The 15,389-nt window shown below is 30.2% G+C and carries 15 protein-coding genes; 7 read left to right on the top strand and 8 right to left on the bottom strand.

The features are described 5' to 3' along the window. Nucleotides 1-32 precede the first annotated feature (32 nt). From ppdK to L3J60_RS09410, 4 genes are all read left to right on the top strand, one after another. Nucleotides 33-2,756 carry a pyruvate, phosphate dikinase gene (ppdK, locus tag L3J60_RS09425; protein WP_291975253.1) on the top strand — a complete coding sequence of 908 codons (2,724 nt, stop codon included), beginning with the start codon at nucleotides 33-35 and terminating at the stop codon, nucleotides 2,754-2,756. Between the two features lie 269 nt (nucleotides 2,757-3,025). Further along, nucleotides 3,026-3,790: a Rossmann-like and DUF2520 domain-containing protein gene (locus L3J60_RS09420; protein WP_291975252.1), complete on the top strand. Its 765-nt coding sequence runs from the start codon at nucleotides 3,026-3,028 to the stop codon at nucleotides 3,788-3,790. Further along, nucleotides 3,774-4,301, top strand: a complete 528-nt coding sequence (locus L3J60_RS09415; protein WP_291975251.1) for an HAD family hydrolase — start codon at nucleotides 3,774-3,776, stop codon at nucleotides 4,299-4,301. The genes L3J60_RS09420 and L3J60_RS09415 overlap by 17 nt, the downstream gene beginning before the upstream one ends. A 41-nt stretch (nucleotides 4,302-4,342) precedes the next feature. Next, on the top strand, nucleotides 4,343-4,777 hold the full coding sequence (locus L3J60_RS09410; protein ID WP_291975250.1) for a DUF2147 domain-containing protein: 435 nt from the start codon (nucleotides 4,343-4,345) through the stop codon (nucleotides 4,775-4,777). Between the two features lie 63 nt (nucleotides 4,778-4,840). Here L3J60_RS09410 and L3J60_RS09405 read toward each other — a convergent pair whose 3' ends face one another. Further along, nucleotides 4,841-5,482: a protein-L-isoaspartate(D-aspartate) O-methyltransferase gene (locus L3J60_RS09405; RefSeq protein WP_291975249.1), complete on the bottom strand. Its 642-nt coding sequence runs from the start codon at nucleotides 5,480-5,482 to the stop codon at nucleotides 4,841-4,843. Between the two features lie 85 nt (nucleotides 5,483-5,567). On the opposite strand from L3J60_RS09405, the gene L3J60_RS09400 reads away from it, so the two are divergent. Both L3J60_RS09400 and L3J60_RS09395 read left to right on the top strand, forming a co-directional pair. Next, nucleotides 5,568-6,527 carry a Gfo/Idh/MocA family oxidoreductase gene (locus tag L3J60_RS09400; RefSeq protein ID WP_291975248.1) on the top strand — a complete coding sequence of 320 codons (960 nt, stop codon included), beginning with the start codon at nucleotides 5,568-5,570 and terminating at the stop codon, nucleotides 6,525-6,527. 12 nt (nucleotides 6,528-6,539) lie between these two features. Further along, the gene (locus L3J60_RS09395) at nucleotides 6,540-7,427 is read left to right on the top strand and encodes a 3-hydroxybutyryl-CoA dehydrogenase (protein WP_291975247.1); all 888 of its coding nucleotides are present in this window, start codon (nucleotides 6,540-6,542) and stop codon (nucleotides 7,425-7,427) included. A 35-nt stretch (nucleotides 7,428-7,462) separates the two neighbouring features. On the opposite strand, the gene L3J60_RS09390 is transcribed toward L3J60_RS09395, so the two are convergent. The 5 genes from L3J60_RS09390 to L3J60_RS09370 form a co-directional block, all read right to left on the bottom strand. Continuing rightward, nucleotides 7,463-7,843 carry a hypothetical protein gene (locus L3J60_RS09390; RefSeq protein ID WP_291975245.1) on the bottom strand — a complete coding sequence of 127 codons (381 nt, stop codon included), beginning with the start codon at nucleotides 7,841-7,843 and terminating at the stop codon, nucleotides 7,463-7,465. A gap of 181 nt (nucleotides 7,844-8,024) precedes the next feature. Then, complete coding sequence (locus L3J60_RS09385) at nucleotides 8,025-9,155, bottom strand: efflux RND transporter periplasmic adaptor subunit (protein WP_291975244.1); 1,131 nt, start codon at nucleotides 9,153-9,155, stop codon at nucleotides 8,025-8,027. A 28-nt stretch (nucleotides 9,156-9,183) separates the two neighbouring features. After that, a complete protein-coding gene (locus L3J60_RS09380) occupies nucleotides 9,184-10,422 on the bottom strand; it encodes an ABC transporter permease (protein ID WP_291975243.1) in 1,239 nt (412 codons plus the stop codon). Between the two features lie 236 nt (nucleotides 10,423-10,658). Beyond that, the gene (locus tag L3J60_RS09375) at nucleotides 10,659-11,891 is read right to left on the bottom strand and encodes an ABC transporter permease (protein WP_291975242.1); all 1,233 of its coding nucleotides are present in this window, start codon (nucleotides 11,889-11,891) and stop codon (nucleotides 10,659-10,661) included. A gap of 3 nt (nucleotides 11,892-11,894) precedes the next feature. Next, on the bottom strand, nucleotides 11,895-12,587 hold the full coding sequence (locus L3J60_RS09370; protein ID WP_291975241.1) for an ABC transporter ATP-binding protein: 693 nt from the start codon (nucleotides 12,585-12,587) through the stop codon (nucleotides 11,895-11,897). Between the two features lie 99 nt (nucleotides 12,588-12,686). On the opposite strand from L3J60_RS09370, the gene L3J60_RS09365 reads away from it, so the two are divergent. Further along, nucleotides 12,687-13,097: a thiol-disulfide oxidoreductase DCC family protein gene (locus tag L3J60_RS09365; RefSeq protein WP_291975240.1), complete on the top strand. Its 411-nt coding sequence runs from the start codon at nucleotides 12,687-12,689 to the stop codon at nucleotides 13,095-13,097. A gap of 6 nt (nucleotides 13,098-13,103) precedes the next feature. On the opposite strand, the gene L3J60_RS09360 is transcribed toward L3J60_RS09365, so the two are convergent. Further along, nucleotides 13,104-14,408, bottom strand: a complete 1,305-nt coding sequence (locus tag L3J60_RS09360) for a dicarboxylate/amino acid:cation symporter (RefSeq protein WP_291975239.1) — start codon at nucleotides 14,406-14,408, stop codon at nucleotides 13,104-13,106. Between the two features lie 109 nt (nucleotides 14,409-14,517). Beyond that, a complete protein-coding gene (locus L3J60_RS09355; protein ID WP_291975238.1) occupies nucleotides 14,518-15,003 on the bottom strand; it encodes a hypothetical protein in 486 nt (161 codons plus the stop codon). Between the last annotated feature and the right edge of the window lie 386 nt (nucleotides 15,004-15,389).

Raw genomic sequence — 15,389 nt, 5'->3', positions numbered from 1 at the left:
AAAACTAAATTAATATAAAATATAATTAAAAGATGGAGACGTTAAAAAATGTAAAACAGCGAGTTTATAAGTTTGGAGACAAAACTGCAGACGGTAATAGTACTATGAAAAACCTATTAGGCGGTAAAGGTGCAAATTTAGCTGAAATGAGTGCAATTGGAATTCCCGTTCCTCCCGGTTTTACAATTACAACAGATGTTTGTACAGAATATAATAAACTTGGTAAAAATGAAGTTGTTGCTTTATTAAAAAACGATGTTGAAGCTGCAGTTGCCAATGTAGAAAATTTAATGGGAACAAAATTTGGCAGCAATGAAAATCCCTGTTTACTTTCTGTACGTTCTGGGGCAAGAGTTTCTATGCCTGGAATGATGGATACTGTTTTAAACCTCGGTATGAACGATAATTCTGTAGAAGGTTTAATTGCAAAAACTGGTAATGCAAGGTTTGCTTGGGATTCATATAGACGTTTTGTTCAAATGTTCGGCGGTGTTGTATTAGGTATTGAAGCAAAATCAAAAGAAGATCATGATCCATTTGAAGAAATTATTTATAAAGCAAAAGAAACAAAAGGTGTTGAATTAGATACTGAATTAGAGGTTGAAGATTTAAAACAAATGGTGGCTGACTTTAAAGATGCTTGTACTGCTCAAACTGGTAAAGCTTTCCCTGAAGATCCTTGGGATCAACTTTGGGCTAGTATCACTGCCGTATTTGATAGCTGGATGAATCCTAGAGCTATTTATTATAGAGGAATGAATCAAATTCCTGAAGAATGGGGAACTGCGGTTAATGTGCAAGCAATGGTTTATGGTAATATGGGTAACAACTCCGGTACAGGTGTAGCCTTTACCAGAGATGCAGCAACTGGTGAAAATATTTTTAATGGAGAATATTTAATAAATGCTCAAGGTGAAGATGTAGTTGCTGGGGTAAGAACGCCACAACAAATTACCTTAGAAGGTTCAAAAAGATGGGCTATTTTAGCTGAAGTTTCTGAAGATGATAGAAAAACTAACTACCCTTCCTTAGAAGAATTAATGCCAACTATTTTTAAAGAATTAAATACTACTCAAAATAAGCTTGAAGAACATTATAATGATATGCAAGATTTAGAGTTCACCATACAAGATGGTAAACTTTGGATGTTACAAACTCGTACTGGTAAACGTACTGCTGCAGCTATGGTTAGAATAGCAATGGAGTTATTAGAAGAAGGTAGAATAACCGAAAAAGAAGCAATATTACGACAAGAACCTGCTAAATTAGATGAACTTTTACATCCAGTTTTTGATGGTGACGCCATTAAAGCAGCTAAAGTGTTAGCAAAAGGATTGCCTGCTTCACCTGGCGCAGCATCAGGACAAATAGTTTTCTTTGCTGATGAAGCTAATAAATATCCTGTATCTATCCTTGTACGTGTAGAAACATCTCCTGAAGATTTAGAAGGAATGAATATTGCAAAAGGAATTTTAACTGCTCGTGGTGGTATGACTTCTCATGCTGCAGTAGTTGCTCGTGGAATGGGTAAATGTTGTGTATCTGGTGCTGGAAATATCCAAATTAACTACAAAACCAGAATTATGACCGTTGATGGCGAAAAATTGAAAGAAGGCGATTGGATTTCTTTAAATGGTTCTACTGGTGAAGTTTATGAAGGTGAAATTGCAACTAAAGATGCTAAATTAAGCGGAAACTTTAGTAAAGTAATGAAACTTGCTGATAAATATAGAACGCTTGGAGTTAGAACAAATGCTGAAACTGAAAGGGAATGTAAAGTAGCCGTTGAGTTTGGTGCAGAAGGTATTGGTCTTTGTCGTACTGAACATATGTTCTTTGAAGGAGAACGTTTAATGCGTATGCGTGAAATGATTTTAGCTGAAGATGAAACTGGAAGACGTGAAGCTTTAAATAAATTATTACCAATTCAACGTAAAGACTTTAAAGATGTATTTGCTGCAATGGCAGGACTTCCTGTAACCGTTCGTTTATTAGATCCACCATTACATGAATTTGTTCCTCACGAAGAAGAAAATCAAAAAGAAATGGCTAAAGAAATGGGAATTTCTGTAGAAGCTATTAAACAAAAAGTGAGTGATTTACATGAATTTAACCCAATGTTAGGTCATAGAGGTTGTAGATTAGGAATTACATATCCTGAAATTACTGAAATGCAAGCAAGAGCTATTATTGAGGCTACTTTAGAATTAAAAGCTGAAGGAATTAAAACATTCCCTGAAATTATGATTCCTCTTGTTGGAACTGTTAAAGAATTTAAATTACAAGAAGAAATTGTTAGAAGGATTGCAGATGAAGTATTTGCAGAAAAAGGCGATAAAATTGATTACCTTGTAGGAACAATGATTGAAATTCCACGTGCTGCTTTAATTGCAGATAAAATTGCTGAAGTTGCTGAGTTTTTCTCATTTGGAACAAATGATCTTACTCAAATGGGCTTTGGTTATTCTCGTGATGATGCAGGTAAATTCTTACCAATTTATATAGAAAAAGGAATTTTAAAAGCTGATCCTTTCCAAGTATTAGACCAAGAAGGAATTGGACAATTGGTTGAAATGGGAACCACAAGAGGTCGCTCTACAAATCCAAATCTTAAAGTAGGTATTTGTGGAGAACACGGTGGAGAACCAAGTTCTGTAGAATTTTGTCACAGAATTGGTATGAACTACGTTAGTTGTTCTCCTTTTAGAGTTCCAATTGCTCGTTTAGCTGCTGCTCAAGCTGCAATTAGAGATTAATAAAACTATTATAGTTTGTGCATTTTGATAAAATTTCGTCAATTCGAGTGAATTTTAGCCTTTTTAGGCTTAAAATTAGTATCGAGAATGGGTTTTTTATTTAAAGACAAATATTCTCGATACAATTTTTTATCAAAAATTACTCGAATTGACGTAATAATACGTTTAAAGAATACTCATTCACAACGAGTTATTATATTTAATTAAAATTCCATCTTTTTTTAAAAGGTGGAATTTTTTTTATCATTCATTTCAATTATATTCGTTGTATGATTAAAGTTGTTATTCTCGGAGCTGGAAATGTTGCTTTTCATTTAATTAATGTATTCTCAAAAAATAAAGATGTTAAGTTACTTCAAGTATATAATCGTAATATTCAAAAAATTCAATATTTAAAAAATGATGTTGAAATAACAAATAACCTTTTCCATCTAAACAAAACTGCTGATATTTATATTATTTCAATACCAGATGATTCAATTTCAGAATTTTCTAAACAACTAAAACTCCCTAATAAATTAGTAGTACATACCTCGGGAAGTGTTGCTATAAACGCTTTAAAATCAACAAGTAATAAAGGTGTTTTTTATCCGTTGCAATCCTTTTCAAAAAATAAAAAAATTTCATTCAAAACTATTCCTATTTGTGTGGAAGCAGAAAATAAAAACGATATAACACTTTTAGAAAAATTAGCAACTGTAATTTCAACAAAATGTTACCAAATAAATTCAGAACAAAGAAAACAAATTCATTTAGCAGCTGTTTTTGTTAATAATTTTGTAAATCATTTGTATTATTTAGGGAATAGTATTTGTGAAGAAAATAATATTCCTTTTGATATTTTGCATCCTTTAATAAAAGAAACAGCTGAAAAAGTAGAACATCTTTCACCTTTTAAAGCTCAAACAGGACCTGCCAAAAGAAATGATATAAAAACCATGGAAAAACAGTTAGCAATGTTACCAAAAAATAAAAAAGAAATTTATACATTGCTTAGCAATTCTATCTTAAACACCTATGGAAAAAAGTTATAAAGAAATAATGCCGCAGATTACTACTTTCATTTTTGATGTAGATGGAGTTTTAACTAATGGAGAAGTTACCATTACTACCAATGGAGAATTGGCACGAAAAATGCACACTAAAGATGGATTCGCATTAAAAACTGCCATTTTAGAAGGTTATAATGTGTGTATTATATCAGGAGGAACTAATGAGGGAGTTAGAATTCGTTTGCATGGATTAGGAATTAATGATATTTATCTGGGAACTCATGAAAAAATGATACAGTTTAAAGAATATATTACTACTTATAATATAAATCCTAAACATATTTTATATATGGGTGATGATATACCTGATTATCCAGTAATGAAAAAAGTTGGGTTGCCAAGTTGTCCAAAAGATGCTGTTCCAGAAATACAAGCAATATCAACCTATGTTTCACAAAAAAAAGGTGGAAAAGGGTGTGTAAGAGATGTAATTGAACAAGTATTAAAGGTTCAAGGAAAATGGCACAAACATTTTGATGCTAAATACGATTAACATAAAACATATTAATAAATAAACATAAATTTTTTAAACTCATGAAAAAACATATTTTTTTAGCAATTACGCTTGTATTTACTTCTGTTTTAGTTAGTAATGCACAATCAATTTTTGGCAAATGGAAAACCATTGATGATAATACTGGAATTGAAAAATCCATTGTAGAAATATATAAGGTTGATGGAAAAGCTTATGCAAAAGTTTTACAAATTTTAGAAAAAGGTAAAGAAGACGAACTTTGTGATAAATGTAAAGGAGCTAAAAAGGGTAAACCAATTAAAGGAATGAAAATTATTAATGGATTATCACAAGATGATGGTGAATGGAATGGTGGTAAAATTTTAGATCCAAAAGTAGGCAAAGAATATAAATGCTATATAACACTTGAATCACCTAATAAACTAAAGGTTAGAGGATATATTGGTTTTTCTTTATTTGGTAGAACTCAATATTGGTACAGAGTTGAAGAATAATTTTTTTAACTATAAATTAAAAAAAGCCAACTAAACGTTGGCTTTTTTTGTTAAATTATAAACTTAGTTCTTTTTTTTCAACATTGGCACAAATTTAAAATCTCCTAATTCATGCTTTTCAAATTTTTTAACGCCGGTTCTTATAAAAAGGGTCATAACTTGGGTGTCATCACCCACAGGAATTACTAGCCTGCCTCCTATTTTAAGCTGTGCTAATAAGGCTTTCGGAACAAATGGAGCTCCTGCAGTTACAATAATTCCATCAAATGGAGCTTCTGTAGGCAATCCTTTATATCCATCACCAAAAATTAATCGTTTTGGTTTATATCCCAATTTTGGTAAAAACAAATTCGTTTTTTTAAATAATTCTTTTTGGCGTTCAATGGAATATACTTTTGCTCCCATTTCAATTAAAACTGCCGTTTGATAACCCGAACCTGTTCCTATTTCTAAAATTTTATCTCCACTTTTAACTTCTAATACTTCCGTTTGAAAAGCAACCGTATAAGGCTGAGAAATAGTTTGATCAGCTGCAATTGGAAAAGCTTTATCCTTGTAAGCAAAATCTACAAATCCAGAATCCATAAATAAATGGCGTGGAACATTAGCTATAGCTTTTAAAACATTTTCATCAACAATTCCTTTATTTTTAACGGTAGTTACTAACTGATTTCTAAGTCCTTTATGTTTGTGGGTGTCTTTCACTCTTTAATTAAATTTCAAAGTCTAAAAGTAGGAATAAATGAGTAAAGATTAGTACTTTTGTTCTCATAAAATTAAATAGAAAACTATGCTTAATGTAGGCGTTTTAGGTGCAGGTCATCTTGGTAAAATTCATTTGAAATTATTACAACAATCAAAAAAATATAATTTAGTTGGTTTTTATGATCCAATTGAAGAAAACGCTAAAAAAGTAGCTAATGAGTTTGGTTATAAATCTTTTAAAAGTGTTAGTGAACTTATTAAAAATGTAGATGTTATAGATATTGTTACTCCCACACTTTCTCATTTTGATTGTGCAAAGGAAGCCATTACTGCTGGTAAACATATTTTTGTTGAAAAACCTATAACAAAAACTATTGAACAAGCTGATACTTTACTCAAATTGATAAAAAAATATAACGTTAAAGGACAAGTTGGTCATGTTGAACGTTTTAATCCTGCATTTACTGCGGTTAAAAATTCCATCCATAATCCAATGTTTATTGAAGGGCATCGCTTGGCTGAATTTAATCCAAGAGGAACAGATGTTCCTGTAGTGTTAGATTTAATGATTCACGATATTGATATTATTTTAAGTATTGTAAACTCAAAAGTAAAACATATAAGTGCAAGTGGCGTTTCAGTAATTAGTGATACTCCTGATATTGCGAATGCCAGAATTGAATTTGAAAACGGTTGTGTAGCAAATTTAACTGCAAGTAGAATTTCATTAAAAAACATGCGTAAAACTAGATTTTTTCAAAAAGATGCTTATATCGCTGTTGATTTTTTTGAAAAAGCTACTGAAGTAGTTCGGATGAAAGATGCTCCTGAAAAACCAGGAGATTTCGATATGATTTTACAAAATGCCGAAGGTATTAAAAAACAAATCTACTTTGAAAATCCAACTATTGAAACAAACAATGCAATTTTAGATGAATTAGAAACTTTTGCGGATGCCATAAATAATAACACAACTCCAATTGTTTCTTTAAAACAAGGAACCGAGGCTTTGCGAGTTGCCCAAATGATAATTAATGACTTTTAAATAAAATAAATTATGAAAAATATAGCTGTAATTGGAGCAGGAACTATGGGTAACGGAATTGCTCATGTATTTGCACAAAACAATTTTAAAGTAAATTTAATTGATATTTCGGAGGAAGCTTTATCTAAAGGATTAGCCACTATTACAAAAAATTTAGATAGATTATTAATTAAAGAACGAATTACAGAAGATATAAAAAATAAAACGCTTCAAAATATTACCACTTTTACGGCTATTTCCGAAGGAATAAAAAATGCCGATTTGGTAATTGAAGCGGCTACTGAAAATGTAGATTTAAAATTAAAAATATTTAAGCAAATAGATGCTGAAGCTCCAAAAGATACAATTTTAGCAACCAATACTTCCTCTATTTCCATCACTAAAATTGCCGCTGTAACTAACCGTCCTGATAAAGTGATTGGTATGCATTTTATGAATCCTGTTCCAATTATGAAATTGGTAGAAATTATTAGAGGTTATTCTACTTCAAATAAAGTTACTGCAAGTATTATGGAATTATCTAAAAAATTAGGTAAAGTACCTGTTGAAGTCAATGATTATCCTGGGTTTGTTGCTAACCGAATTTTAATGCCAATGATTAATGAAGCAATAGAAACTTTATATAATGGCGTAGCTGGTGTTTACGAAATTGATACCGTTATGAAATTAGGTATGGCTCACCCAATGGGACCTTTACAGCTAGCCGATTTTATTGGTTTAGATGTTTGCCTATTTATTTTGAATGTGATGTATGATGGATTTAAAAATCCAAAATATGCTCCTTGTCCGTTATTAATAAACATGGTTCAAGCAGGAAAACTTGGAGTTAAATCTGGTGAAGGTTTTTATGATTATTCTGAACATAGAAAAGCTGAAAAGGTAGCTTCACAATTTGTATAAAAAATAAAAAAAGCCGCTTTAAGCGGCTTTTTTTATTATAAATATTTTAGAAAGAAATCCATCATCATTTCTTTAAGCTGATAATGCATTTTTATAAATGTTTTCATTTCTTCTCTAAGTAATACTTGTTTTTCATGAAATTTAGCTTCACTTCCATCTTCAAATTTAGTTTGAGCTAATTCACGCTTTTTCATTCTAATTCTGTGTCTTAAGTGTCCCATTACATCTTTTTCACGAATTATTTTATTTTGAAATTTTTCTAGTTGAATATCAACTTCTGATCCTAATTTCCGTAAGGCAACTTCTTCTAACTTTTCTTCAAAATAATCCATTTCACTTTCTTGAAATTTCAATTCTCTTTTCCAAACATCAAGGTTGAAGTTTAGATCACTTAAGAATACTAACTGACTTTCCATATCCTATTTCCGTTTAAAATTTATACTATAAAGTTCTGATTTTTATTCTAATTTTTCATTGATAAAAGTCATAAAAAAAACTTAATTTTTTCATGTTTTTAATCCAAAAAATTACTTTTATAAAGATATAAAAAAAAGTGTTTTAAAATAAATTAAAACGCTTGTAAATTTATATTAACTATTAATTTCTTCTTCTGCCTCTATTATTATTTTCCTCATCATCGCCTTTAGAAGTTTTATTCCAAATTTTAATTTCATCATCTTTTGTAACTCCAGAAAGTATTTCTACATTAATTCCATCTGAAATACCTAACTCAACATCTTTCTTTTCAAATTCTTGATCTCCTGTTTCAACTTCAACATAAGGCTTTTCTGTTTTTTTATCAAATTGTAACAAAGCTTCTTTTATAGATAAAACGCTATCTTTTTTAGCTAAAACTATGTCTGCATTTGCACTATAACCCGCTCTAATAAAATAATTATCATCTAAGGTAAGATCACCTTTAATTTTAAACTGAACCGCTCCGTTTTCTTCTGTTCCTTTTGGGGCAATAAAATTTAATTTAGCTGGAAATTTTTTATTTTCAATGGCTCCTAAAGACACCTCCAAAACAGTTCCTTTTTTTATTTTGCCAACATCTGCTTCATCAACTTTACCTTCAAAAATCATTTTTGTCATATCAGCAATGGTTGCAATAGTTGTTCCTGCATTAAAGGTATTTGCTTCTATCACTTGGTTTCCTTTACGAACAGGAATTTCTAAAACCGTTCCTGAAATCTCAGCTTTAACAAAGGTATTAGCCGTTTTTCCCATACCAGCAGCAGAACCTTTTCTAATAATTTCCAAATTATTTTTAGCGTTTAACAAATCTTGTTTGGCACTATTATAATTTAATTCAGCGGTTTCAAAATCTTGTTTAGAGATAACTCCTTTTTCAAACAACACTTTATTTCTATTGTACAATGTTTTGGTATTATCAAAACGAAGTTTTGCATTTTTAACATTACCTTCAGCACTATTTAAAGATTGAACATTTGGAACCACACGAATGGTAGCAATTAAATCGCCAACTTTAACTTTAGCTCCTTCCTCTACAAATATTTTATCAATAATACCTGATACTTTTGGTTTTATTTCAATTTCTTCTAATGGCACTACCTTACCTGTAGCTACTGTTTTTTTAACGATATTGGTTACAAATGGTTTTTCAGTTTTGTATTGAATTGGATTCTTTCGGTTTTTCATACCAAACCAAACTAATACAGCAATTAGTAACACTGCAATGGTTCCAAAAAATATTGTTTTTTTCATTATAATTGATTTTCGATTTATGACTAATTTATTCTTCTCTTAATGCTTCAATTGGTTTTATACTTACTGCGGTTTGTGCTGGTATTAGTCCTATTAAAGTACCTAAAACGACTAAGGTTAATGCTGCAATTAATATAACTGGTATATCTACCGTAGGATTTGTTAATGTTGGATTATCTCCTTTTCCTAAAGTAGCATCTATAATCATTAATACTATTCCTCCAAAAATAATTCCTAATGCACCTGCAATACTTGTTAAAAAAACAGATTCCAGTACAATTTGACGTTTTATTTCCCAAGGTTTTGCTCCTAATGCTCTGCGTATTCCTATTTCTTTAGTTCGTTCTTTTACCGTAATTAGTAATATATTTCCAATTGCAAAAACACCAGCTATTAAGGTTGCTATACCAACAAACCAAGTTAAAAATTGCATTCCTGTTAAGAAACCCGTAACTTTTTTTATTCTTTCTCCTAAATTAAAACTTCCAAAAGCTCTATTATCATTGGGATTTACACCATGTAAATTTTTCAGAAGTAATTTAACATCTGCTTCTATTTGAGTAATATCAAAACCCGGTTTGCCTGTAATCATCATGAAATTGAAGCTATTACCTCTATTATAAACTTGTTGAAATGTTGTAAATGGAATATGAATAGCTCCTTGCGGGCCTCCCATTTGACTCGCTTTAAACATTCCAACCACATTGTAATTGATCCTGTCTATTTTAATATACTGACCGATTGGGAATTCATCTTTGTCAAAAAGTTGCTTATATATTTCTTCTTCAATGACACAAACTTTCTTTTTCTCAACAATATCATTATGATTTATAAACCTGCCATAAACTAAATTTACTTTTTGAACTTTATCAAACACAGGATAGTCTCCAGAAATTGTAAACGTTCCTGTTTTAAAATTATTTATGGCTAATGCCTGAGTTTGTAAACGTGGAACCACAAATTCTAATCCTTTAATTTCATTTTTAATATTTTGAAGATCGCTCATTTTTAAGGTTAATCGTCTACCTTCTTGGAAACCTTTAAATGGTTTACTGGTTTGTTGTGCCCATACAAATACACTATTTGTTGCAAAGTTTCCAAACAATCTGTTAAAATTGTTTTCAACTCCTCTTGCTGCACCTAATAAAACTACTAATAAAAAAATACCCCACATTACTCCAATAATAGTAATTCCTGTTCGTACTTTATTTTTACGAATACTACTATAAATTTCCTGCCAAGTATCTCTGTCAAATAAAAAATTCATTTATTTTTGTTTTATTCTACATTATTGTTAAATACAATTCGAAAATCAAATTTTAATTATGTATATCCGTTTTGTGTCATATTTCATATTTATACGTCATGCTGAACTCGTTTCAGCATCTCATAGTTTTTACTAATCACCGATTTATATTGATGAGACTCTGAAACAAGTTCAGGGTGACGAACATTTTATGATTAATTACGAACCCAATCAATTTTAATTTTTTCATTTCATGATTATTTGTCGTTTAATGCTACAATTGGTTTTATACGAGCTGCTCTTTTTGCGGGTAAATATCCTGCAATAGTTCCTGCTATTACTAAAATAATAGTGGCTCCAACTACTACATAGGTTTCAACACTAGGATTTACAATAAAATATTTTTCTAAACTTTTTCCTAAAGCCTTTAAAGCAAATACACCAATTAATAAACCTGAATATCCAGCAATTGCTGTAACAAAAATAGACTCCATCATAATCATACCTACAATTGAATTTGGTGTTGCTCCTAATGCTTTTCGTATTCCTATTTCTTTGGTTCGTTCCTTAACAATATACACCATAATATTACTTATGCCTATAATTCCTGCTACTAAAGTTCCAATACCTATAAAAAGAATTATCACATTTAAAACCATCATAAATTGTTGTACCTTTTTAGCGTCTTCTGCATAATTATGAACTCTAATTGCTCTTTGGTCTCTTGGATCAATATTATGCCTTTCCTTTAACATTTTAGTAAGCATATTTGAAAATGAAATTGCTTCATCAGCACTAAGTATCGGATTAAAAGTTAAACCAAATCTATCCACCTCATCATTGGGTTTATAAATTCCTTGAGCCGTACTAAATGGAGTATAAATAAAACGTTCATCGTTATCACCACCTGGATCGCTGAAAACACCAATTACTTTATATGAAATTCCATCTAGGTTAATGTTTTTACCCATAGCACTTCGGTTTTCAAACAAATCCTTTTCTACCATTCTACCAATAGCAATAACTTTTGCTTTTTCTTTTAAATCTATAAAACTTATAAATCTTCCTTCCTGTATAACTGCTTCTTCTAAAGGTTGATAATCTGGATAAACACCTCTAACTGTATATCTATTTTGTTCTCCTTTATAAATTGCTAATACATTAAAACGTTCTATATTAGGGCTGAAAAATTGAATTTTACCAGCAAATTTCTCATTCATAAATTTAGAATCGTCGTTTCTAAACTGAATTTTTCTACCGCTTTGTAATCCTTTATATGGTTTTGTAGTTCTACCTGAACGTATATAAATAGAATTCTGGGCATCACCAGTAAACGACTTTTCAAAGGCGTGTTTTAGTCCGTTACCTACACCAAAAAGTAAGGTGAAAAGTAAAATAGCAAAAGCAATAGTAAACCCAGATAAAACAGTTCTTAATTTGTTTTTACTAATGGTTTGAAAAATTTCTGTCCAACGATCTAAATCAAACATAATTTATACGGTTGTTTTTTTAATCGTTTTTTCATCACTTGTAATTACACCATCTTTTAAACGGATAATTCTATCTGTTTCTTCTGCAATATCTTCTTCGTGCGTCACTACAATAATAGTCATGCCTTCCCGGTTAATTTCTTTTAATAATTCCATTACTGAATGTGAGGTAACAGAATCTAACGCTCCTGTTGGTTCATCTGCTAAAACTACCTTTGGGTTTGTTACCAAAGCTCGTGCAATTGCAACCCGCTGTTTTTCACCTCCTGAAAGTTCACTTGGTAAATGATCTGCCCTGTCTTTTAAGCCTACCTTTTCTAAATATTGTAATGCAATTTTTTGACGTTCTTTTCTCCCTATTCCTTTATAATAAAGAGGAAGTGCAACATTTTCTAAAGCATTTTTATAAGTAATTAAATTAAATGACTGAAATACGAAACCTAAAAATTTATTTCTAAGAATTGCCGCTTTTTTTTCATCCAAATGCTCAATTGATTGTCCGTTTAAAAAGTATTTACCTTTATCATGCTCATCTAATAAACCAATGATATTTAATAAAGTTGATTTTCCAGAACCGGATGAGCCCATAATGGATACAAATTCTCCTTCTTTTATATGTAAATCTAATCCTTTTAATACATGCAAAGAATCTTTACCTATTGGGTATGATTTATGTAGTTTTTCAATCCTAATCATTTGGTTATTATTTTTAAACGAATATAAAAATTGCTTATGACTGCTATTCCTAATATTTTGTTAAAAGACGATTCAGCTTTAAACTTGTAACTTTGTATTGTGCAAAAAATTAAAAATAAAACTATTATTCTTTTTGATGGGGTTTGCAACTTGTGTAATTCATCCATCAATTTTATAATAAAACACGATACTAAAAAGCAATTTTTGTTTGCTTCACTTCAATCAGACGCTACAAAAGATTTATTGTTACAATTTGGTATTAAAAATTCGCCAATAGATTCAATTATTTTGGTTAAAAACAATAAAATTTATAAAAAATCAACTGCAATTTTAAAAATTTCAAAACATTTAAATTATGGTTTAAAATTTTGTTATGTGTTTATAATCATTCCCAAATATTGGAGAGATTTGGCTTATGATTTTATTGCAAAAAGACGCTATAAATGGTTTGGTAAAAGGGAAAGTTGTATGAAACCTTCCCTAGAATTAAAAAGTAGATTTTTAGATTAGATAAATTTATTTTTTTGGATAATTATCATCCCAATCTTTAACTTTTGGCTTTCCTAATTTTCCTAATGTTTTTGCAACTATCATAGACACTGTTGCATCACCAGTAACATTAACCATTGTTCTACACATATCTAATGGTCGGTCAATAGCAAAAATTAAAGCCAATCCTGCTTCTGGAATACCAGCTTGTGCTAAAACTATTACTAACATAACCATACCAGCTCCTGGAACTGCAGCGGAACCAATACTTGCCAATGTTGCAGTAACAATTATCCCTAATTGAGTTCCTAAAGATAAATCCATTCCAAATGCTTGAGCAATAAAAACTGCAGCAACAGCTTGATATAAACTTGTACCATCCATATTTATAGTTGCTCCAATAGGTAATACAAAACTACTGACCTCTTCATCAACACCTAAATGTTCCGTAACACGCTCCATGGTAACAGGTAAAGTTGCCGCACTACTGCTTGTTGAAAATGCTAATAATTGGGCTGGTGAAATTCCTTTTAAAAAGAACGATGGCGTTTTTTTAGTAAAAAGCCACACTATTAAATTGTAAAAAGCAATCATAATTAACAAGCCTAATAAAACGGTAAAAGCGTACCAAATAAGTGCCTTAAACAAATCTACACTTGGGGATTCAACTACTAATGCGGCCAACAAAGCAAAAACACCATAAGGTGCCGCCAACATAATTAAATCTATTATTTTTAAAATAACTTCATTAAAACCATCAAAGAATTTTTTAACAGGTGAAGCTTTTTCTTCGGGTATTAATATAAGTCCAATACCAAATAGAATGGCAAAAAATATTACCTGAAGCATATTTTTATTATTAGTTGCTGCACCAAAAATATTTTCAGGAACAATATCTACTAAGGCTTGTAAAGGTCCACTTTGTTTTTGTAAAGCTGCTTGTTCTTTGTATTTAGTAGTACTTTCTCCATAATTTTGAACTAATTCTTGTCTCGTTTTTTCTGAAATTGAGTTTCCTGGTTTTATTACATTTACTAAAAATAATCCTATAGAAACAGCAATAACCGTGGTAATAATATATATTCCAATAGTTCTACCTCCCATTGCTGATAATTTTGAAATATCTTTTAAATCTGAAACTCCCTTTATTAAGGAAGCAAGTATTAATGGAACTGCAATTAATTTTAACGAGTTGATAAATATTTTACCAAATGGTTTAATCCAATCTTGTATTATTTCTTTCCCTCCATCAAAATAAGTAAATAAAATACCTACAACCACTCCTAAAACCATTCCTATTAATATTTGCCAATGCAACGCTAATTTTTTCATATAGTAAATTTAAAATTTCGGGTAAGTTAAAAAATTAATGAAACTTATGCTATATAAACAAAAAAAAAGCACTAAAAAGTACTTTTTTTTATAAATTTTCCCAAATAATTTAAAATTTATAACGTAAAGATAGTGCTATATCTAAATCTGTATTGCTTCCATAATTTCCAATAATTCCAATTTCTGGTCTAAAATCTAATGAAATTAATAATGGGATTCCAAAATTATATTCAATACCTACATCGCCATCAGCATTTATAAATAAGCCATCATTTCTATTAGAATTTATTCTTGAATCGTTCCAAGAACCAATGCCTGCACCAAACCCTGCATACCAATTAAATCCACCATCAATATTCCAAATCCATTGATAAATCCCTGATAGCTTATATGCATCAAAATCATTTTGATTTCTATAACCTAAATTTAATTCAAAACGATTTATTTCTGATAATTTTCTTTGATAAGTTAATTCTCCTCCAAAACCATTATTATCTCCAAACCGTATTCCAAATGCATGCTTCGACACTCCTTGAGCTGACATTGTTAAACTAATTAAACTGATAATAACAACAAAAGTCCTCATTTTTTTCATAATATTGAATTTTTTAATAATTACCTTTTCTATTCGGTAATTTTTTATGTTTCTTTTCTCATTCCGATAACTATCGGAACTGTTTGCTCTGAAAATCCTTTCCGTTTCATTTCTAAAATCTGAGATTTCTCCGCTTTCTTAAATTTCTATTTTAATGAACTTTTATCAAATCTGAGTTGAATCCGCCATTAAAGTTAACGGGTTAGGCTAGGAAAAGTTGCGATTGGTAAATCGTACTTTTCCGATGTTTATCGTTAGTTATTAACAAAGAATCAATAGTTCTTTAATATTTAAAATATTTTTCGTATCTTTATGCTATGGAAAAAATAGATTTAAGAAGCGTAAAAGACCAAGAGAGAAACATCATTCGTAGAGATGCTATAAAG

Origin of the sequence: Lutibacter sp., from assembly GCF_021647475.1 — a bacterium.
Lineage (GTDB): Bacteria > Bacteroidota > Bacteroidia > Flavobacteriales > Flavobacteriaceae > Lutibacter.
The sequence above is the reverse complement of the archived record's forward strand: the minus strand, read 5'-3'. Positions and strand labels throughout refer to the sequence as shown.